This window comes from Emticicia agri (genome assembly GCF_004168285.1).
Classification (GTDB): Bacteria; Bacteroidota; Bacteroidia; order Cytophagales; family Spirosomataceae; genus Emticicia; species Emticicia agri.
Window position 1 is genome coordinate 34,464 of record NZ_SEWF01000010.1, and the last position, 21,435, is coordinate 55,898.

Consider the following 21,435-nt stretch of genomic DNA (forward strand, 5'->3'; position numbering starts at 1 on the left):
TTGAATTGATATTTTCTTTTATGTTTGTGTAATAGACCTCTATAATCTTTCTCCTATGAAAAACCTTATTCTTGCCTTATGCCTTTTTGTCTCTTATGTAGGATATGCCCAACAGGCATCTACCGAACAATGGAGGCCCAATTTTCATTTTTCGCCTGCAAAAAACTGGACAAATGACCCTAACGGGCTTGTCTATCATGAGGGAGAATGGCATATTTTCTATCAGTATAATCCGTTTGAAAACAAATGGGGACACATGAGTTGGGGGCACGCCGTAAGCAAAGATTTAGTAAATTGGGAACACTTGCCCGTAGCTATTCCTGAAGATTCGGTATGGATTTTTTCAGGCGGTGTGGTCATAGATAAAAACAATACAAGCGGCTTTGGTGCCAATAGCATGGTGGCTATTTATACAGCCGATTATCATGGCAAGAAAGAAAACCAGCATCTGGCCTATTCAACCGATAAAGGGCGTACCTGGACAAAATATAAGGGCAACCCTATTATTCCTGCGCCTATGCCGGGTGGAAAAGCCATGAAAGATTTCCGTGACCCTAATATGTTCTGGCATGAACCAAGTAAACAATGGGTGATGGTAGTGGTATTGCCGCTTGAATTTAAAGCACAATTTTATGGCTCAAAAAATCTGACAAACTGGACTTTGTTAAGTGAGTTCAGCAAGCAAGGAGATTTAAGAAAAATGTGGGAATGTCCTTCGTTAATAGAATTGCCTATTGAAGGAGAACAAGGCACCAGGTGGGTATTGATGCTGTCTTCTAATGGCCCTCATCAGGACTTTATAGGTATGCAGTATTTTGTTGGCACCTTTGACGGCAAAACCTTTACTAATGATAATCCTGCTGATACTAAACTTTATGTTGATTACGGAAAAGATTTTTATGCGGCAATTCCTTTCTATAATGCCCCTAAAAAAAGTATGTTAGGCTGGATGGCAAGCTGGAATTATACTGATGCCCTGCCTACTTTTCCGTGGAAAGGACAAATGAGCATACCCCGTGAAATTTCATTAAAGAGAACCAAAGAAGGAGTAAGGCTTTTACAAAAACCTGCCGAAGAAGTATTAAAAGCCAAAAACTGGCGTGGACTTGTACAAATGGAAGAAATGGGGATAGAAGAAGATAACGGCATGATGTGGCAGAATCAGGCCGGGTCTTATATGATTGATGTAGAGTTTGAGTTAAATGGTGCCAGAGAAGTAGGTGTAAAAGTGATGAAAAACCCGACTAATAATCAGGAGACATTGATTGGGTATCAGAAAGACAGCGAACAACTCTACATTAACCGTATTAATTCAGGTAAAGTGATTGCCCCTAATTTTGCCTCAATGGATGCAAGCCCTATGAAAGAAGAAAGAGGTACTGTAAGATTATTGGTTTTTGTTGACCAGTCGTCAATTGAAGTATTTGGCAATGAAGGCGAAGCAGTAATAACCAGTCTTATTTTTCCTGAGGGTAATAGCGGAAACTGGCAGTTATTCAGCCGGGGAGGCAGAGCCAAAGTTACGAAACTGAAAGTGTGGGAATGGCAGAAAGATTAATCTGTCTGAAAACAGAAGCTGAATAAATGGTAAAAATTTATTCAGCTTTTTTATTTTGCCAACGTTGCTTAAAAAACAAGAACAGGCTTATAATAGCCCCTACTGCAATTACGTAAAAATGAATTTTCTGGGTAAGCAATGCTAATTCCTGATTGCCCGAGTAATAGGCTACCAACACCGCTGCCGTAATAATTATCATGACAGCAAGCATGATTACAGGCAGTTTCTTCACTAATTTTCCTTGCATCAGTTTACATATTTGGGTTTATACTATATTTGCAAATGTAATCAATTTCAATGATTCTACCCTACTATGGACAGTTTTTCAAGACGTGATATACTTAAAACATTCGGCTTAACTGCAGGTGGTTTATCTTTTTTAAACACTGATACTTTTGCCGGAGATTCTATTGATGAACCCATCGAATTACCTCATGATGACCGGTATATCCCGCTCGAAAAACCGGTTACGGCCATTGTTTTAGGAGCAGGTAACCGGGGCAATGTATATGGGCGTTTTGCACTAGCATTTCCCAATGAATTAGATATAGTGGGTGTAGCAGAACCAATTCCGTTCAGAAATGATAAGTATGCCAGTGCGCATCAGATAGCAGATAAAAACCGCTTCAAAACCTGGGAAGATGTTTTTAAGGTACCCAAATTTGCCGATGCCATTATTATCTCAACACCCGATGACCTGCACTATGGCCCTGCCATGAAAGCCCTCGAAATGGGGTATCATGTATTGCTCGAAAAACCCATTTCACCTTCATATCAGGAATGTCTGGATATTCTGGCAATGGCAAAGAAAACCAAAAGAATCATAGCCGTTTGCCATGTATTGCGTTATACGCCGTATTTCAGAAAACTGAAAGAAATTGCTCAGAGCGGTCAGTTCGGGCAATTGATTAGCGTTAACCATTTAGAGGGAATCGAATATCAGCACATGGCACATTCTTATGTGCGAGGCAACTGGCACGTAGCCAAAGATACGAATCCGATTATTCTGGCAAAATCTTGCCACGACCTGGATATTTTACGATGGATTATCGGAAAACCCTGTAAAAGTATAGCCGCCTATGGCTCTTTAAGCTGGTTCAGAAAAGAAAATGCACCCGAAGGCAGTACCGAGCGTTGCACCGACGGCTGTAAAGTAGAGCCCGAATGTCCTTTCTCGGCTTTAAGCATCTATCATAAACAACGCTTACGTATAAGAGTATTGGATGTAACCGATGACCCTGCCAAGCAGGGCGATGAGATTTTAGCAAAACTAAAAACTTCTCCGTATGGTCGTTGTGTGTATCGAATGAATAACGACCAACCCGACCATTATACGACTTCAATGGAGTTTGAAGGCGGTATTACCGTTAATTTTGCGATGGAAGCCTTTACGTCTTTTGAAGCCCGTAAAACCCGTCTGATGTTTTCGCACGGAGAAGTGTGGGGAGACATGGACGAAATCCAGACCTACGATTTCCGTACCAAACAAAATACCAAATGGCGAGCCAGTAAACTGCCCGAATATAAAACTCAGGCATCAGGCCATGCCGGAGGAGACTATGGCTTAGCCCGCAATTTTGTACAGGCAGTAGCCCAGAATAAACCCGAATTATTAACATCAACCATTGAAGCCTCCATTGAAAGCCATGTGATGGGTTTTATGGCAGATAAGAGTCGGTTAGGCAAACAAATGGTAGAAGTAAAAATATAACATAATGCGTAAATTAGTAATTATTGCTTTGCTGGCCTTAGGTGCCTGTAAAAATAAAGAAGCAGATTTAGGAGATTTTGACTTACAGAGTTTCAAGACCGACAGAGGTGGTTGCGAAGATAAAAGGGTAAAACTGATTGACCCTCTGAAAGCACTCCGACCTAAAATATTAGGTTTAACCGAAAATCAGATTATTGAAAACTTAGGTCGGTACGATTATCAGATTCTGAGTCGTCGGAACGAAAAGGTGTTTGTCTATTTTTTAGAAAAAGGACCTCAATGCGAGCAGATTCAGAACCCGACCAATGCACGTTCTATGTTACTATATTTCAATGCAGCCAGTTTGGTAAAAGAAGTATCTTTTCAGAACGGAGGGATTATTGATACATATAAGTAAAATTAATTTTTGTTCAGGGGCTTTTTTTATTCCTTAATCCACCAAATAAAAAAAAACTGAGAAAATTTTGTTTTTAAAAATTACTCAATACTTTTGTACCAAGATTTTAAACATAGACAATGACTCAACAAAATATCATAGCTAACATCTGGTGGTGGCGTTCTTCCGACAAAGGATGAACAGCATAGCTATGTATTGAGTAAAAGATATATTCAGCGGCTTACAGTTCATCCTGTAAGCCGTTTTTTTGTGCCATGTATTCAAGATTCATCTCAAAAATAAGTTACTGGCTCTTTGCTCCTTTACTATCTTTTCTGGTAGTACTGATGGTCATGACAGCCTTACAAGAACTCTGGATTGGGACAATAATCCTTTTAGCCACAGCTGCGCTGATTCTGAGTTTCTTATTGAGAACTTATTATCAGATTGAGGGCAACATGCTGAGAATTGTATGCGGATTTCTGATTAATCAGGAAATTGACATAAAAAAGATACGAAAAATAGTAAAAACAGATAATCCGGTCAGTTCTCCGGCTTTATCGGTAAAAGATAGAATTGAGATTTATTACGACAAATATGATTCTGTGATTATTTCGCCCGAACGGCAGGCAGAATTCATCCAATCACTGAAACTGATAAATGCAAATATTAGCACAAACCTCTGACACAATGCAAAAGTTTGGTATAACAACCCGATACAAACGTTTACTGGCCGATATGCTTACGCCTGTCGGTATTTTTCAAAGAATCCGTAATCAATACCCTCATTCGGTTATTCTCGAAAGTGCCGATTACCACGCCATGCACAATAGTTTCAGCTATATCGCCTGCGACGAAGTAGCCAGTTTTCAATTAGACAACGATGTTGTTACCCAGAGATTCCCTAACGGCACTAAAAGCGAGTTTCCATTAGCTAAGCGTAAAGATGCCGTAGGTATATTGCAGGATTTTGCTGCCAAATTTGAAATGCCTAAAAGCGAGTTTTCTTTTATCACTAATGGTCTGTTCGGGCATATTACTTACGATTCGGTTGAATATTTTGAAGACATAGAAATTCAGGAAAAAAGTGCTGAAACTACTATTCCGCAAATTCTGTACAGGGTATATCGGTATGTAATTGCTATCAACCATTTCAAAGACGAGTTATATATTTTTGAACATACTTATACGCCTGAAGGCCAAGAACCTCAACCGGATAAAGAAGGCCTGGAAAAGTTAGAGTTTTTTGTCAAAAACCCTAAAGTAACCACGTCAAAATTCAAAGCTGACGACGATGAATCGACCAATATCAATGATGATGATATGCGTGAAATTATCAGGAAATGTATTGGGCATTGTTTACGTGGCGATGTATTCCAGATAGTACCTTCAAGACGCTTTTCAAGAAAATATGAGGGCGACGATTTCAACGTTTATCGTGCGCTCCGCTCAATTAATCCTTCCCCTTATTTGTTTTATTTTGATGGAGGTAATTACCATATTTTCGGAAGTTCGCCTGAAAAGCAGATTTATATTAAAGATGGTCAGGCTGAAATTCATCCGATTGCGGGTACTTTCAGACGTACCGGCGATGATGAAAGCGATGCCGAATTAGCACGCCAGTTACATGCCGACCCTAAAGAATCAGCCGAACACGTCATGCTGGTCGATTTAGCCCGTAACGATTTATCCAGAAGTTCAGACGCTGTAAAAGTAGATATTTTTAAAGAAGTACAATTTTATAGCCACGTGATTCATCTGGTATCGAAAGTAACCGGACAAATGCACAAAGGTACAAACCCTTTACAGTTAGTAGCAGATACTTTTCCGGCAGGAACACTCTCGGGAGCACCCAAGCACAATGCTATGACAATTATTAACCGATTTGAACCAACCAACCGGAGTATCTATGGCGGTGCCATTGGTTTTATGGATTTCAAAGGTAATTTCAATCATGCCATTGCTATCCGTACATTTTTAAGCAAAAACAATACGCTTTATTATCAGGCAGGTATGGGCATTGTAGCAAAATCAGACATAGAATTAGAAATGAAAGAAATTCATCTGAAATTAGCTGCCCTAAGAAAAGCAATTGAAATGGCGAGCGAGATATAGAGTATGGGAAAAGGGGGAACGGAAAATGGAAAAATTAATCACTCATTCACACAATCACTCATTCACTCAATAGTCAATTAGTTATTAATAAAAATATGAAAATTCTGGTTCTTGATAATTATGATTCATTCGTTTATAACCTGGTCTATATTCTGAAAGACCTGGGTGGGAACGTAGATGTATTCAGAAACGATAAAATAACTTTAGATGAAGTAGCCCAATACGATAAAATCCTGCTTTCGCCCGGGCCTGGTATTCCTGAGGAAGCGGGAATCATGATTGACCTGATTAAAGAATATGCCCCTACGAAAAGTATTTTTGGGGTGTGTTTAGGCCATCAGGCCATCGGCGAAGCATTTGGGGCTAAACTACACAATATGGGCGATGTGCTACATGGAGTTACCACTTCTTGTATCATTACGGATAAAGAAGAAAAACTTTTTCAGGGTGTACCCGAAAAAATAGAGGTTTGCCGCTACCATTCATGGACGGTTGTTCCTGAAACCATGCCCGAAGAACTAAAAGTAACCGCCATTGACGAAAAAGGGTTTGTGATGGCAGAAGCGCATAGTAAATATGATGTAAGGGGGGTACAGTTTCATCCAGAGGCTTATCTCACCCAACATGGCGTAAAAATGGTTGAAAACTGGTTAAAAAATTAATTTGTCCAAATCCCATGAAACAGTATTTGCAGATTTTATTGCAGGGTCAACCCTTATCAACTCAGGAAGCTAAAGAAGCCCTGTTGACTATAGGCAAAGGAGAAAGCAATCACTCACAGATTGCCGCTTTTCTGATGGGGATTCAGATGAGAGGCGTTACGGTAGAAGAGTTAGAGGGTTTTCAACAAGCCATGCTTGAACTGGCAGTGCCTATTGATTTATCTGATTTTGACCCGATGGACGTATGCGGTACAGGTGGCGACGGGAAAGATACATTCAATATTTCTACTACTTCGGCATTTGTAGTAGCCGGAGCAGGGCAAGCCATTGCCAAGCATGGGAATCATGGGGTATCTTCTGCGGTGGGTTCAAGTACTGTTTTAGAGTATTTAGGCGTTCAGTTTACCAACGATATTGATTTTCTGAAACGCAGGATTGAAACGGCAGGTATTTGTTATATGCACGCCCCCCTATTTCATCCGGCTATGAAATATGTAGCACCTATCCGTAAAGAATTAGCCTTGAAAACCTTTTTCAATATGTTAGGACCCTTGTTGAATCCGGCTAAAGTGCAGAAACAATTAACTGGAGTATATGATATGAAAGTGTTTGATTTATATACACAATTATTCAACCGGACAGCCTCACAGTTTGGTATCATACACGATTTAGGCGGATACGACGAAATTTCTTTTACGAACGATTTTAATATAGGTACCCGTTACGGCGTATTTGTTCATTCTCCTTCGCATTTTAGTTTTGATTTAACCGAGCAATCTGACTTACACGGAGGCAATACCCTTGAAGATTCAGCTAATATTCTGATAAATATCCTCGAAAACAAAGGTACACCCGCACAAACCAATGTGGTATTAGCCAATGCCGGAGTAGCTTTGAGTGTAGCCAGAGGTATCAGTATTTTAGAGGGCATTGCGCAGGCTAAAGAATCTTTGGAAAGTAAAAAAGCCTTAAATTGCTTAAAAAAACTCGTTGAGCCATGAACAAGATAGAGGACTTAGACCTGAATGGTGTTTATACCTATGCCGATTATCTGAAATGGGCATTTGATGAAACCGTAGAAATTATCAAAGGGCGCGTATTTAAGATGTCTCCTGCACCAAATTTAAAACATCAGAGAGTTTCTTTAAATCTTACGCTCGAATTTGGCAATTTCTTTAAGAAAACGCCTTGCCATTTGTTTGCTGCTCCTTTTGATGTGCGACTTACCCGCTCGAAAAAGAGTAATTCAGATAAAATTTACACGGTTGTTCAGCCTGATTTATGTGTGATTTGTGATGATGAAAAATTAGATGAACAGGGCTGTGTGGGCGCTCCTGATTTGATTATCGAAATTCTTTCACCGGGTAATACCCAAAAAGAAATGAAAGACAAATTTGAAGTGTATCAGGAAAACGGAGTGAAAGAATACTGGTTAGTAGAACCTAACGATAAGGCAGTATTTGTCTATGTATTAAACGATAAAGGAAAATACATTGGCCTACAACCATTTACAGAAGATGATTTTATCAGTTCAACAATATTTCCTGAATTGTCCATAAGTTTAAAAGAAGTTTTTGCAGAATAGCAATTATATACCATGACCATTTTAGATAAAATAGTTGCCCGTAAAGCCATTGAAGTAGCAGAAGCCAAATCGACTATTTCGATAGAAGATTTAGCAAAAGAGCCGCTTTTTTCAAGAAAAACCGTTTCACTTAGTACAAGATTATCTACTGTGGGGTCTTCGGGTATCGTAGCTGAACATAAGCGTAAATCTCCCTCAAAAGGAATTATCAATGACCAACTAACCGTTGAATTTGTTACGAATGGCTATGCCACAGCAGGGGCAGCAGGGCTATCGGTACTGACTGATGCGGATTTTTTTGGTGGCACCAAAGAAGATTTACATAAAGCCCGGGTAGCCAACCCGGATACCCCAATCCTGAGAAAAGACTTCATGATTGATACCTATCAAATCTATGAAGCCAAAGCCTGGGGTGCCGATGTTATCTTATTAATTGCGGCTTGTCTTAGCCCTGCACAGATAGAAGAACTTAGCCGGAAAGCCCATGAAATAGGCTTAGAGGTATTATTAGAGATTCATGATGAAGAAGAATTACAAAGAAGCCCTTTAGAGAATGTAGATATTATTGGGGTAAACAATAGAAATCTGAAAAACTTTGCCGAGAACAACGTGAACGCCTCTTTAGCACTGGCCGACAAAATTCCTGCAAGGATTGTGAAGATTTCTGAAAGTTGTATTAGTCAGCCCGAAACAATCAATCAATTAAAAGCTGTCGGATATAAAGGTTTTCTGATTGGTGAGACCTTTATGAAAGATGAGAATCCGGGCGCAAAACTCGCTGAATTTATTGCTAAAATCTAAGAAAAAATGTTAATTTTGACGTCTTTTTATAGGTTTTTCTACAATTCATGCTTTTGTCCCGAGTATGAGTAAAATTAAATTTCCTTTGGGGGCAAGGAAATATTTTTTATGAAACTGAAAGTATGTGGCATGCGTGATGCCGAAAACATTAAAGCACTTGCTGAGCTGAAACCAGATTTTATCGGCTTTATTTTTTATGATAAATCACCAAGATTTGCAGGGAATCAGTTAGACGTTGAAGTAGTTCAGTCTATACCCAGAGAAATCAGAAAAGTAGGTGTGTTTGTAAATGCAACTGTAGATTATATTTTGCAAAGTGTAAAAAAGTATAATCTTCAGTACGTACAGCTTCATGGCAACGAAACACCAGATTTTTGTAAAAGTTTACGATTAAAAGGTGTAAACATCATTAAGGCATTCCGGTTAGATGAATCATTCATTTTCAGTCAGCTAAACAACTACAAGCCGCACGTCGATTTCTTTTTGTTTGATGCCAAAGGAGATGGCTACGGTGGCAATGGCGTAACATTTGACTGGAACATTCTGAAAAAATACGATAACCAGAAGCCTTATTTTTTGGCCGGAGGTATCAGCCTTGAGAATTTAGATGAACTGTCAACCATTACGCCAAAACCTTATGCCTTTGATGTAAACAGCAAATTTGAGCTTGAACCCGGTGTAAAAGACATCGAAAAAATAGCAGAACTGATTGCCAAAATGCGTGAACGGAAAAGTGTACAGGTATGATAAAAGAATTACGATAGAAAACTTAATACAATGACAAGCATAGAACAGTATAAAGGACAAGAAACAGCCTTTGGAGTAAATGATAAAGGCTATTATGGAAAATTTGGTGGTGCCTACATTCCTGAAATGTTATACCCTAATGTAGAAGAGCTACAACAAAACTACTTACAGATTATCCATCAAACCGATTTTCAGGAAGAATTTCAGGATTTGTTGAAAAATTATGTAGGTCGTCCTACTCCTTTATATTATGCCACTCGCCTGTCAGAAAAATATAAAACCAATGTTTATCTGAAGCGTGAAGACCTGTGCCATACAGGCGCACACAAGGTGAATAATACCATCGGGCAGATATTATTAGCCAAACGATTAGGCAAACACAAGATAGTAGCCGAAACAGGCGCAGGTCAGCATGGAGTAGCTACAGCTACTGTTTGTGCATTAATGGGTCTGGAATGTATTGTATATATGGGCGAAATTGACATTCAGCGTCAAGCACCGAATGTAGCCCGTATGAAAATGTTAGGCGCAGAAGTACGCCCGGCTACCAGTGGGTCAAAGACGCTGAAAGATGCTACCAATGAAGCCCTGAGACACTGGATTAATAATCCGGTAGATACACATTACATTATCGGAAGCGTAGTAGGGCCTCATCCATACCCGGATATGGTGGCCCGATTTCAGTCGGTTATTTCAGAAGAAATCCGCTCTCAACTTCTGGAGAAAATCGGCAAAGAAAATCCTGATTATGTAATTGCCTGTGTAGGGGGTGGCTCTAATGCTGCCGGAGCATTTTATCATTTCTTAGACGAACCGGAGGTAAAACTGATAGCTGCCGAAGCAGGTGGGCATGGGATTCATTCTGGTTTGTCTGCCGCCACTACCTTTTTAGGAAAACCGGGTGTTCTGCATGGGAGCAAGAGTATTCTGATGCAAACCGAAGACGGACAGGTAGTAGAACCACACAGTATCTCAGCCGGATTAGATTATCCGGGCATTGGACCCTTACACGCACATTTATGGGATTCGGGCAGAGCAAAGTTCTATGCTATTACCGACGATGAATCTATTGAAGCAGGCTTTGAATTAACCAAATTAGAAGGCATTATTCCTGCTATAGAATCGGCTCATGCGCTTAGTGTTTTGAAGTACCTGAATGCCGGAGTAAATGAAACAGTAGTTGTCAATCTCTCGGGGCGTGGAGATAAAGATTTGGCTACTTATATGAAGTATCTATAATTATTTCTCATTGCCACAATGTGCACAAAATACACGAGGACACCTTGTCTATTTATCACAATTTCAATTAGGTGATTCTTTACTCAATAGTGTAACATTGTGCCTTTTGTGTACATTGTGGCAAAAATAAATCAAACAACAATCCAAAATAAACAATGAAAACCCTTCTATTAACCATCGCTTTATTTTCATTTACTTACATGGCAAATGCACAAAAAAATGAGCCGGCGAAACTCCTTCGTCATGCTGTTTTATTCAAATTTAAAGATTCAAGTAGCCCGGCTGACGTTAAAAAAGTAGAAGAGGCTTTCAAGGCACTACCAGGCCAGATTAAAGAAATCGCTGATTTTGAATGGGGAACCAACAACAGCCCCGAAAATCTGAATCAAGGATTTACTCATTTGTTTTTTGTGAGTTTTAAAACAGAAAAAGACCGTGAGGTTTATCTGCCGCATCCGGCACACAAAGCTTTTGTGAGTGTATTAGGGCCACATTTAGATAAAGTATTGGTACTTGATTACTGGGCAAGCAAATAATTATCTTCTTTCAGGCGAACAGCATTTTATCAATCAGGTTGCGTTCGCCTGTTCTTTTCTTCTTCGCTTATTTTTATCTCTATATTTATGAATCGTATTACAAAGCTTTTTCAAACCAAGCTTCATAGCGTATTGAATCTCTATTTTACGGCAGGTTATCCTACGCTGAACGATACCATGCCTATTTTAGAAGCATTGCAGGAAGCAGGCGCTGATATTGCCGAAATAGGCATGCCCTACTCTGACCCTGTAGCTGATGGTGAAACCATTCAACAATCAAATCAGGTTGCTTTAGATAATGGCATGAGCCTGAAAGTACTTTTTGAACAGTTAGCAGGTATGCGTCAGAAAGTACAGATTCCGGTGATACTGATGGGTTATATCAATCCGGTGATACAGTTTGGTATCGAAAATTTTTGCCAGAAATGCCAGGAAGTAGGCGTAGACGGCTTGATTCTGCCCGACCTGCCGATGGAGGAATATTATGAAGAATACAAGCCCGTTTTTGAGAAATATGGTTTGCTGAATATATTTCTGATAACTCCTCAAACCACAGAGGCTCGTATACGCCGCATCGACGAAATTTCCGACGGGTTTATTTACATGGTAAGCAGTGCCAGCGTAACAGGCAAAACTTCGGGTATTTCTCCTGAGATGGAAGCCTATTTCAACCGGGTAAATGCCATGAATCTGAAAAATCCGAGATTGATTGGTTTTGGGATAAAAGACCATGAAACCTTTACAAAAGCATCAGAATATGCCGCTGGGGCCATCATCGGAAGCCAATTTATTCGGGTTTTACAATCAGCCTCAGATATTAAAACTGATGTGGTGGAATATATCAAATCTGTAAAAATAGGTTAGGTTTTAAGGAAGTTTGGCATAGATTTTTTCTTTTTAGTCATTTTTTTTTAAAAAGCATGAAAAATAGGCTTAAAAGGTAAAACTCTTTTGAAAAAACTTTTGTTTATCTAAAAAATATTCTAAATTTCCTTAGAATTGTAATACCTATATTTATTAGAAAAGGCTATAGCTATGGAAAAGTTTTACAAACTCTGCATAATAGCTATCTTATTGATTACAAGCCAATTGGCTTTTGCTCAAAAAGACAGGAAGAAAGATACCAGATACGGGTATCATTTTAAAGGGAAAAAACAGAAATTCGCAAAATTCCCGTTTGACCTACATGCTAATCTTATTGTTTTAAAAGCTGCCCTTGACGACTCTGATACCCTACGTTTCATTCTTGATACGGGGGTAACTTCAACCATCGTAACCGACCCCAAACGAGCACTGACCTTAGACGTAAAATATGTACGTCGGGTGAAAATAACAGGCGCAGGTGAAGGCGGAGACTTAATGGCCAATGTGTCGGTAGGGCATACTATTAGAATGGGAGATATAGTGGCAACCCAACAGAATATTGTTGTGTTAGATGAAGATGTACTGAAACTATCTGAGTTTTTAGGAGTACCTATTCATGGTATTTTCGGGCATGACATTTTTAGCAATTTTGTGGTTACTATTGACTTCGAGCATAAAATGCTCTCCTTAACAGACCCTAACAAGTTTAAGTATAAGCGGTCAATGGGTACCATTTATCCGATTGTATTGACGCAATCGAAACCTTATACCGATGCCATTGCTATGGTAAGCAACGATAATAAGGAAATTCCGATGCGGTTGGTCATTGATACGGGGGCAGGACACGCCCTTCTGTTAAACGCCAGCGAAAAAGAACCTATCCAGTTACCCGGTAAGGTAATGAGAGCAAATCTGGGCAGAGGTTTGAATGGCGAAATTAACGGGCATATTGGTAGAGTGGACAAAATACGTATGGGCACGCTCGAAATGAAAGATATTTTAGCTTCCTTTCCTGATAGTCTTTCATTCAGTATGAAGTTTCCGCCCACCACTCAGGGGCGCCAGGGGAGCATTGGTTGCGAATTATTAAGACGTTTTACCGTAACCCTCAATTACAAAGACGGATACATGATTCTGAAACCTATCAAAAACCGTCTTAAAGAAACTTTTGAACACGACATGAGTGGCATGGATGTTCGGGCAAGAGGCGATAATTTTAACCAGTATTTTGTCAATAAGGTTATTGAAAACTCTCCGGCATACGATGCGGGTCTTAGAGAAGGCGACGAAATTATTTTCGTCAATAACCAGAATGTAAAAGACATGGCTATCAGCGAAATTTACAAAATCTTATCAAGAAAAGAGGGTAAAGATGTTGAATTATTTATCAGACGAAAGGGAGAATTAAAATTTACCAGCTTCAAACTGAGAAGAATGATTTAAACGTATTGATAAAAGAACTTGTAGAAACGGGATAATTGCCACACAATTATCCCGTTTTTCTTGGTATATATCAGTATTCAATTCAGATATATTGAAGCGAATAGTCATCAGCAGATTAACCAGAGTAAAGCTATATAGGGGGAAACCCCTGTTTTAGCTTATGTAATAAGTAGTTATGAATTTTTAGCCTAATTTTGATTGAAGAGTTCCCGGAAGATACCTATATATATGCACTGACCTATTACACTAACCCGATGCTGAGATTATTTATCATTCTATTCATAGCTGTTCTAAGTTTGGTATCGTGTTCTGAAAAAAAATCGGATAATCAAATCTATCAGAAACCTTTAAAGGAAGAATTAGATGCTTACTGCACTTATCTGAATGCCGACAGCAGTCTTCATGACAGCACCTATCTACCTGTTTTCTATCAGCGATTTAACAGATTAGTGGATGAAAACAAAATTGACTCTGCCTCACAGATTTTATTCTGGGCTGGCAGAAATATGGCGAGCAATTTTAAATACGATACTGCTTTCCTTCGGGTATCAATTAATTTCGTTGCCAGACATGGTTCCAGGATTCAGGGTCGGTATTTTTCAGGTATTTATCATAATATAGGAGTGACCTATTGTGATAATGGCGAATACGATAGATGTTCTTACTATCTGAATAAAGGAGTCATTGAGCCCAAAGATTTTTATACTTATCAGAATGTGGCTGATATAAACTATGGTTTAATCTTTGGACACCTGAATAACGGTAAACTTGAGCAATCGCTTAAATCTGCGTACAAAGCTGCCGAAATGTTTGAAGAACAGAAAGATACCACTTTTCTGGCAGCTTGCTATTCTGGTATTGCCTGTATTTTTCGTTATCAGGACGATTATGTTGCCGCCGAAAACTATGAAAATCAAGGGCTTAAAATTGTAAGAAAAGCTAAAGACACCACCGGTATCCTCACGGTTTCATTAAACAGAATCGATTTATATAACCAGATGCAACACCCGAATCTGTTTCCGTTTATAGATTCAACCGTAAATATATTCAGACAATGGACAGGAAAAATAGAAGATGATAAATTAGCTGTCAATAGCTGGTATGCATTCAAATTAATTCATGATAATAAATTAGCTGAAGCGAAGAAGGTACTTGAAGAAATAAAACCGATAAGCCTCAAAAGGAGTTACGGTTCTTCTTTAGACTATTATTACAATGCTTCTTCAGCGTACGATGTAAAAGTGGGAAAAGGCTCTGAGAACATTGGCTTTTACCTAAAAAAAATCCCTCAGCTAAAAGAGAATGAAGATTATTTACGGCTAGCACTCTATAACCAGATATTACATGATGATGCCTTCATGAAAGGCAATCATAAAGCTGCCCTACAATACCTCGAAGCTGCCCAGATAGCACAGGATAGCCTCAACAACAGAGCCCTCAGGATAAAAGTAAAAGAATTTGACAGAAAGTATCAGAGCGAAAAGAAAGAGCAACAAATAGCATTACAGAATAAGGAACTGACTCAGAAAAATACGTTTATTGCTCTTCTGATCGCTTCTATTATCGGCTTGATAGCTGCCGCATTAGCCTACTATTTATGGCAAAGGCAAAAAACCCTGAAACAGGAAAAAGAGAGTAGTACCAACTTTACCAAGCAATTATTAGAGAATACAGAAGAAGAACGTAAACGTATTGCCGGAGATTTGCACGATAGTATCAGCCACGAGCTACTGAATCTCAAATCAAACTTGACTCAGGACACTAAAATTGTCAGTAAAAAAATTGATACCATTATCAATGATATCAGAGGTATCAGCCGTAACTTACATCCGGTTATGTTTGATAAGATTGGTTTAATCCCTAATATTGAACAATTAGTTGAGCGGATTCAAAATCAGCATAATTTCTTTATCAGTACTGAAATCAACTATTCAGGCTCGTTGAATTCTGCCAATGAATTACAAATTTATCGGGTTATTCAGGAGAGTTTAAGTAATATCATTAAATATGCTAATGCACATGCTGCCAAAATTACTATCGATGAGCAGCCAACCCATATTATGATAGAAATAAAAGATAATGGAAACGGTTTTAGCGTAAAAGAAACACTTAACAGTGGCAAAGCTTTCGGCTTACACAACATTATTGAAAGAAGCCGTGTGATTGGTGGTGAAGCGCAAATCCATTCATCGGCTGATGGTACCATCATTACGATCCATATTCCTAAAACATTATGAGAATACTCATTGCCGACGACCACCCTTTCACCCTGATGGGTACCAAAGCCTTTGTTGAGTCTTTGGGCTATACTATAGAAGATGTATGCTCAAATGGCATAACGGCTTTTAACCTGATTCTGACTCATCAGCCTATTATGGCTATTTTAGATATAAATATGCCGGGAATGGACGGACTCGAAGTTTTAGAAAAAGTGCATCGGCAGCGGTTAGCCACCCGAATTATTTTACTTACCATGCACAAAGAAATGACTATCTTCAAAAAAGCTAATCAATGGGGAATAGCAGGGTATATTTTAAAAGAAAATGCACAGGATGAATTACAGAAATGCCTGGAAATAGTAAAAAAAGGAGGCCAGTATATAAGCAAAAATCTCGAAAATGATTTGGTGATTGATACCCATTCAGCCGGACAGAGCTATGCTATTGAAAAACTTACTTTTACCGAGAAAAAAGTGCTGGAATTGATAGCCCAACAAAAGACCTCAAAACAGATAGCTGATATGCTTTTTATTTCAGAAAAAACAGTAGAGGGCCATCGCAGTAATATTATTCAGAAACTTGAACTACCTAAAGAAAAAAATATTCTTCTGATATGGGCTACCAAGCATTTTAAATGATAAACATTGGCTATCACCCTATCTGGATAATAGCTAATGTTTATTCTACTACCTGCTGTTCCGAAGCTATAAGCTCTTTGATAGAACACTTATACTGATTCAATGTATTTTTAATAATTCTTACTACTTTGTTCATTTCTATTTCAGTACCAATTGTCAGACGAAGGCATTGAGCTATCGGATAGCTAACCATAATGTTTCTGGCTTGCAATGCACTTTTAATTTGCGTTAATAACGCTGCATCATAAAAACGAAGCATTAAAAAGTTGGCCGAAGAAGGTAATACTTTAAAAGAAGTTTCATCTGACATTTCGAGAAGCAGATAAAAAATAAAGTCTCTGAGGTTTTTAATTCGTGCCTGATTTACTTTTAAAACATTCTTATACGATGGATTAGTCAGAAACTCGGTTACTACCGCTTCTGTAAAAATGTTGATTGTAAACGGAATTGTATATTTTTTTATCAGGCTAATTAATGAGGCACTTCCGACAGCATATCCGAATCTGATGCCCGGTAAACCATAGCCTTTTGAAAGCGTTTTAAGCACCAAAAGATTGGCATACTTATTTACCAGCGGTAAAGCAGACTCTCCTCCAAATTCTCCATAAGCCTCATCTACTATAAAAATGCAGTTTACATAGCGTTTCAATAAAGTTTCTAAGGTTGCCAATGGCAAACTGGCTCCTGTTGGGTTGTTAGGCGATGTAAGAATAATTAAAGAGGGCTCGCTTACCTGAGGGAAATGAGTCAGGTCAGAATAATCTTCTTCACTTATATTCCATTGTCTGTAAGGTATTCGCTCATTCTGACAAACCTGATGATAAAATGTAAACGTAGGATTCTCAATAATTGCTTCTGAAAGAAATTTTGAACAGCAACTGATAATTTGCTGGATAAGCTGAGAAGAACCATTACCCAATACAATATTCTCAGGAGCTAAACCTGCCTCTTTGGCTATTAAAGTATGTAGTTGAGTCTGATTAAAATCCGGGTAACGATTCCAGGCTAAATCTATCATCTTCTGTGCCAGTTGTTGTTTCAGATTCTGCGGAATATCAAAAGGCGTTTCGTTGCAATGTAATCTCATTACTTCTTTTGATTCCAACTCTGCCCAAAGTGTCTGCTCTATTTGTGTATATCCTGACTTCTGATTATTAACTGATAATATTTGTTCTGCTGAGTTCATTTCAATGTTTTTAAATAGGTTTTCAATAAATAGTGTGTAATGTATTAATTTGCCCAGAACAGGCTCGTTATTTCTTCTCCCTCAAATTCGGTGGCATATCTGTCAGGCAAATCAGTTTTGATATTTGTGCCGTTTAGCTCCAGGTATTCAAATGATGCCACACGTTTTTGCAGCAGAAACCCGGTTTCTTCAAATAATTGTACCCATTGTTCTGTAGCAAAGTGTTTTTCAACCCTTACTTTTTCTGTATTACCCAATACGTCGTCAATTTCACGGCTAAAAAAGAGTTTCAATGCTGCTTTTTCAGTAGTATTAATCGGCAGTGTATCTATAATTTGAAATAGAACCCCGTAGTGATTGATACAATTCTGGAAACGCTTCGGGTAAGATGGCTCAAAATGATTAGAATTAGGCTCACTCAACACAAAGGCCTTTACATTCAGATTTTTCAGGATTTCAAAAACTGCTTTTCGCTGGCTCATCTGCTGAATGTGATGCAAGGCGAAAGACGCATTTACATAGATTCCATCGTTCTCGGCAGGTAACATCTGAGACAGTTCTCCTTGTGTCATTTGCTCTATAAATGCTTCTTTTATGATTAATTTTACCTCAAAAGAGGCATTTTTACTGGCACGTCTGATATTTTCTTCAGTTAATCTTAAAGCATCTGCAAAAGGCTCTATTCCGATAATGGTCAGACATTTAATTTGATTGGCTGATTTATTTTTGAGACCTTCAATCATATTGCTTACCTGAAAACCTGTGCCAATACCTATATCCATCAGTACCGGATTGGTATGGTTTACTAAAGCATCTATCAGTAATGTATTGATACAATGCTGGCTGAGATTTGCCAGAGGAAACTGCTGAATCAACAACTCGAACAAGCGAATCTGAGTAATTTCGAAACGTTGTAAATAAATATGTTCCTCCGACTGCCCCACCATCAGGTGTTTTCTCATGGCTTTGGCAAGCGTGTAAGTAAACATGGCTTCGGGGTCGTCAAGGTCTTCTAAAGATTCATAATAAATATCATTCAATAGGGCTTTGTCAACCTCGGTTAAGGCATGAGGCATTCTGTTTGCTAAATCTTTCAGAATCATCCGGGTATTTTCTAACATAGTTTTCATAGAATATTTTTCGTTTAGATTGATGCCTCAAAACTATTCTATGAAACCCGCTCGGTAAATTTTTTTTAGACAAAGGGCAGGAAATGAATATTGAATGACTTTCAATTAGAAATGAGTCGAAAAGCAGAAATCCTGATAAACAGGGAGTTTGAGGATTCTCCTGATGTAGAAAGTAGAAATAATAAGCCTTTTTACGAAAGAGATGTATTAACATAGAATAGAGTTCTGCAAGTTTCTACCGTTTCATGCAGGCGTTTAATAGTATAACTATCAAATCTACCTGCATTTCTAACGGCAACCCTCATAGAACTCTAATCGAATGATTAAATTTAACCTTATAATAGCTGAATTTTTACACAATCAATTTTCACATCCACCGATAGTAGCCTGAAACACTGCACCTGTGGCTACTTCAAAAGTATTTCCACCGCCATTGGCACTTGGTTTCAATTCAATTTTATTTCCGGCTCTTAAAGTTAATTTGGCAGTACCCGAAAGCCTATTGCTGGCTTCAATAGAATTACTTGCTTTAAGAGAAAGGGTACCTGTAACCATATTATCAGTCGGGTTTACCAATGTAAGCGTAGCAGGGCAAGGAGCACCACCGCCTTCTAAGATAACTGTAACACCGAATCTTGCACTCTCGCATCCGTTGACCGTTTGTGAAGCATAATAAATAGTACCATCAACCAATGGTGTAGTGCTATTAAGCTGTGTACCACCTGTAGGTGCACTATACCATTTAATTCCGGTTCCTGTAATTACTATATCTGCAATAGTAGAGCCATCTGCCAATGTCTGGTTTGCAGTACCCGTTGGCGCAGCCATCATAGTACCTGTTACTATTAGCGAAACCATTCTTGCATCTTCAGGAGATGTAGTTTTCTTTCTGATAGCAATGCGGTATTCCTGATTAGGGGTTGGGTTATTAATTTTCACTTGTTTGTAGTTATTGCCATTTCCATCAAACCAGGTAGCAGAAATGGTAGCAGTTCCGGCTCTGTTAGCCATCGTAACCGGTTTCCATGTACGGGTATCTGCATTGGTACTCATGTTTCTTACCAACATATCAAAATCATATACCATTCTGCTTGTGGTTGCGTCAATAGGCTCTTCATCCGTTTGTTCAGCACCTTCATCATCCGTCCAGGCTATTGATACAATCAGAGGTTCACAACCACTGGCTCTCACCGTACGATATAATTCTGCTGTTGAATTATTAGTAGGGTTAGCCGTAATTTCTTCAATGTAAGCACCCTTACTTGTAGCATCAGTATGAGCCTGATTTGCAGGATTTACAGAGCCACTTCTGTACTTAATAGCATTGGCGGCTTTTTCTATGTTTACCAATCCCCAGCCAAATTTAGAGTCCGGGCCTATATTACCTAAATCTTCTGCCGTACCTAACAAAAGAGCTTTCAACGTTGAGGCTTTCATGTAAGAACCATTAAGCTGGTTATAATACTGTTGTAACAACAAACCCGAAGCTGCCACGGCAGGCGTAGCATAAGAAGTTCCGCTTGATTCATCGCCACTACCACTATAAGCAGTATTAGACGGAGTACTGGTACCTTCAATAGCAAAAAGCGACGAATTAATACCTGTTCCTTTGGCAACTACATCAGGTTTTACACGTCCATCATCAGTCGGCCCCCAGTTACTATACGATGACATGGATTTATCTCCATTCACTGCCCCTACTGTAACCACATTTTTAGAGGCCGATGTACCTGTAACCATATCATAACCAAGTTTAGTCCAGTTACCATTGATATGCTTATTCTGGTCATCTGTAGCATTAGGGTCCTGCTCATTACCTACCGCTACAAATGGTAAATAATTAGGTGCATTTTTAACCACCACGTCCATAGCTACAGATGAGGCATCATAAGCACCAAATCGCCAGAGTGGGTCTCCCTCGCCATTAGTATAACCATAAGAATGGTTAGAAATCAGGAAACCTTGCCCTGCAAAGGCTGTCATTTCTGTATAATCATTGTCCCAGTCGTAATTTCTGGCAGTTGCTCCATAGGCAATTCCACGTGCCGATGGTTGATTGGCAATGTCTTTCCCTACTATAGTACCCGAAACGTGTGTCTGGTGATTATTCCCTTTATAATTGTCTGCACTCCCATCCATCGTTTGTCCGGCTTGCATAGCTACTTTACCTGAGAGTAATTCATGGGTAGCTCTTACTTGTCCACCATCCCATATACCTGCTACCATGTTAGTCCCTGTAATATTCACTCCTACAGAACCACCGCTATAGAGCTGATTGGCTTTAATCAATTCGCCTGATGCCCGGTTTTTAGTATTAATATATACGGGATTACCCTTGGCATCAATGTATTTCAGGTAGTATAAAGAACCGTTTTTTACAAAACTTCTTTTTAATTGTGAATTTTTAGCTAAAAATTCCTGTATTTTTTTTTCGTCCTGCTCAAACCTTCTTTGAGATTGTTGTATCAAAGCATTGAAATTGACACGGGCATTGCCGTTAGTATAAGACTGAACTATTTTTTGTCTTTCTTCTTCAGTTTGTGCCTGCACAGAAAGAACACAACCCCAGAGCAGGGCTATTAATAAACGGGTATAGATGATTTTCATGATTAAAGAGGGACTAAG

General features: G+C 38.9%; 20 protein-coding genes. 16 read left to right on the plus strand and 4 right to left on the minus strand.

All coding sequences use genetic code 11. The features are described from left to right. The first annotated feature begins 55 nt into the window (after positions 1-55). Positions 56-1,558: a glycoside hydrolase family 32 protein gene (locus EWM59_RS08685; protein ID WP_130020573.1), complete on the plus strand. Its 1,503-nt coding sequence runs from the start codon at positions 56-58 to the stop codon at positions 1,556-1,558. Positions 1,559-1,595: 37 nt separating this feature from the next. Here the strand turns inward: EWM59_RS08685 and EWM59_RS08690 are convergent, their stop codons facing one another. Then, the gene (locus tag EWM59_RS08690; RefSeq protein WP_130020574.1) at positions 1,596-1,805 is read right to left on the minus strand and encodes a hypothetical protein; all 210 of its coding nucleotides are present in this window, start codon (positions 1,803-1,805) and stop codon (positions 1,596-1,598) included. A 66-nt stretch (positions 1,806-1,871) separates the two neighbouring features. Here EWM59_RS08690 and EWM59_RS08695 point away from each other — a divergent pair, with 66 nt between their 5' ends. The 15 genes from EWM59_RS08695 (at position 1,872) to EWM59_RS08765 (ending at position 16,494) form a co-directional block, all read left to right on the plus strand. Beyond that, a complete protein-coding gene (locus EWM59_RS08695; RefSeq protein WP_130020575.1) occupies positions 1,872-3,269 on the plus strand; it encodes a Gfo/Idh/MocA family protein in 1,398 nt (465 codons plus the stop codon). Between the two features lie 4 nt (positions 3,270-3,273). After that, on the plus strand, positions 3,274-3,666 hold the full coding sequence (locus tag EWM59_RS08700) for a hypothetical protein (protein ID WP_130020576.1): 393 nt from the start codon (positions 3,274-3,276) through the stop codon (positions 3,664-3,666). Positions 3,667-3,920: 254 nt separating this feature from the next. Further along, on the plus strand, positions 3,921-4,331 hold the full coding sequence (locus EWM59_RS08705) for a PH domain-containing protein (RefSeq protein WP_207219957.1): 411 nt from the start codon (positions 3,921-3,923) through the stop codon (positions 4,329-4,331). A 4-nt stretch (positions 4,332-4,335) separates the two neighbouring features. Beyond that, positions 4,336-5,760 (plus strand): anthranilate synthase component I family protein, encoded by a 1,425-nt coding sequence (locus tag EWM59_RS08710; protein ID WP_130020577.1) that lies wholly within the window; start codon positions 4,336-4,338, stop codon positions 5,758-5,760. Between the two features lie 95 nt (positions 5,761-5,855). Further along, positions 5,856-6,422: an anthranilate synthase component II gene (locus tag EWM59_RS08715; RefSeq protein ID WP_130020578.1), complete on the plus strand. Its 567-nt coding sequence runs from the start codon at positions 5,856-5,858 to the stop codon at positions 6,420-6,422. A gap of 14 nt (positions 6,423-6,436) precedes the next feature. After that, positions 6,437-7,423 (plus strand): anthranilate phosphoribosyltransferase, encoded by a 987-nt coding sequence (gene trpD, locus EWM59_RS08720; protein WP_130020579.1) that lies wholly within the window; start codon positions 6,437-6,439, stop codon positions 7,421-7,423. Then, positions 7,420-8,007, plus strand: coding sequence for a Uma2 family endonuclease (locus EWM59_RS08725; protein WP_130020580.1), 588 nt, complete (start codon positions 7,420-7,422; stop codon positions 8,005-8,007). The genes trpD and EWM59_RS08725 overlap by 4 nt, the downstream gene beginning before the upstream one ends. Positions 8,008-8,019: 12 nt before the next feature. Further along, on the plus strand, positions 8,020-8,808 hold the full coding sequence (gene trpC / locus EWM59_RS08730; protein WP_130020581.1) for an indole-3-glycerol phosphate synthase TrpC: 789 nt from the start codon (positions 8,020-8,022) through the stop codon (positions 8,806-8,808). Positions 8,809-8,916: 108 nt separating this feature from the next. Continuing rightward, positions 8,917-9,555: a phosphoribosylanthranilate isomerase gene (locus tag EWM59_RS08735; protein WP_130020582.1), complete on the plus strand. Its 639-nt coding sequence runs from the start codon at positions 8,917-8,919 to the stop codon at positions 9,553-9,555. A 30-nt stretch (positions 9,556-9,585) separates the two neighbouring features. Then, entirely contained in the window at positions 9,586-10,794 is a 1,209-nt protein-coding gene (gene trpB / locus EWM59_RS08740) for a tryptophan synthase subunit beta (RefSeq protein WP_130020583.1), read from the plus strand. Between the two features lie 155 nt (positions 10,795-10,949). Further along, positions 10,950-11,330 (plus strand): Dabb family protein, encoded by a 381-nt coding sequence (locus tag EWM59_RS08745; protein WP_130020584.1) that lies wholly within the window; start codon positions 10,950-10,952, stop codon positions 11,328-11,330. A gap of 87 nt (positions 11,331-11,417) precedes the next feature. Then, positions 11,418-12,194 carry a tryptophan synthase subunit alpha gene (trpA, locus tag EWM59_RS08750; RefSeq protein ID WP_130020585.1) on the plus strand — a complete coding sequence of 259 codons (777 nt, stop codon included), beginning with the start codon at positions 11,418-11,420 and terminating at the stop codon, positions 12,192-12,194. Positions 12,195-12,365: 171 nt separating this feature from the next. Continuing rightward, positions 12,366-13,637, plus strand: coding sequence for an aspartyl protease family protein (locus EWM59_RS08755; protein ID WP_130020586.1), 1,272 nt, complete (start codon positions 12,366-12,368; stop codon positions 13,635-13,637). A 254-nt stretch (positions 13,638-13,891) separates the two neighbouring features. Continuing rightward, a complete protein-coding gene (locus EWM59_RS08760) occupies positions 13,892-15,874 on the plus strand; it encodes an ATP-binding protein (RefSeq protein ID WP_130020587.1) in 1,983 nt (660 codons plus the stop codon). Beyond that, the gene (locus EWM59_RS08765; RefSeq protein WP_130020588.1) at positions 15,871-16,494 is read left to right on the plus strand and encodes a response regulator; all 624 of its coding nucleotides are present in this window, start codon (positions 15,871-15,873) and stop codon (positions 16,492-16,494) included. The genes EWM59_RS08760 and EWM59_RS08765 overlap by 4 nt, the downstream gene beginning before the upstream one ends. 40 nt (positions 16,495-16,534) lie before the next feature. Here EWM59_RS08765 and EWM59_RS08770 read toward each other — a convergent pair whose 3' ends face one another. From EWM59_RS08770 to EWM59_RS08780, 3 genes are all read right to left on the minus strand, one after another. After that, positions 16,535-17,680 (minus strand): pyridoxal phosphate-dependent aminotransferase, encoded by a 1,146-nt coding sequence (locus EWM59_RS08770; protein ID WP_130020589.1) that lies wholly within the window; start codon positions 17,678-17,680, stop codon positions 16,535-16,537. 44 nt (positions 17,681-17,724) lie between these two features. Then, on the minus strand, positions 17,725-18,810 hold the full coding sequence (locus tag EWM59_RS08775; protein WP_229239318.1) for a GRAS family protein: 1,086 nt from the start codon (positions 18,808-18,810) through the stop codon (positions 17,725-17,727). A gap of 360 nt (positions 18,811-19,170) precedes the next feature. Then, a complete protein-coding gene (locus EWM59_RS08780; protein ID WP_130020590.1) occupies positions 19,171-21,417 on the minus strand; it encodes a S8 family serine peptidase in 2,247 nt (748 codons plus the stop codon). Positions 21,418-21,435: the final 18 nt, after the last annotated feature.